The organism is Ochrobactrum sp. SFR4, from assembly GCF_019730395.1.
Classification (GTDB): domain Bacteria; phylum Pseudomonadota; class Alphaproteobacteria; order Rhizobiales; family Rhizobiaceae; genus Pseudochrobactrum.
Genome location: NZ_JAAPBB010000249.1, coordinates 1 through 418, shown reverse-complemented (window position 1 = coordinate 418; position 418 = coordinate 1). Strand labels below are relative to the sequence as shown.

1 protein-coding gene is annotated in these 418 nt (G+C 51.7%); it reads left to right on the top strand.

Annotation, left to right across the window (positions count from 1 at the left end; genetic code table 11):
* Positions 1–418 (top strand): FAD-dependent oxidoreductase (locus tag HBA93_RS18840; protein ID WP_221724315.1); only part of this gene is annotated, 418 nt, incomplete at both ends.

Here is a 418-nt window from a genome sequence, read left to right as displayed (position 1 = left end):
CATTGTTTGTGAGCATGTCATTTCCGCTACCGGAAATTATGCGCGCCAGACCGGTGCGATGCTGGGGCTGGATATACCGGCTATTCCGATTATCCACCAATACTGGATTACAGATGCTGTGCCGGAAGTCATGGAGCGTAAACGTCAGGGGCTGCCGGAGATGCCGATCCTTCGTGATGAAGGATTTGAAGGCTATCTGCGTGAAGAAGGCGACGGTCTGATGTTCGGCCCTTATGAGAAAACCGAGCACTTACAATTATTTGCCGAAAATGGTGTTCCTGAATGGTTTGGTGCTGATCTTCTGGAGGAAGACTTCGATTCCGTTTCATGGAACTGGGAACGGGCGATTGATATGGTGCCGTCACTGGGGCGTGTTGGTATCAAGGCGAATGTGCGCGGCCCGTTTCAGATGACTGCA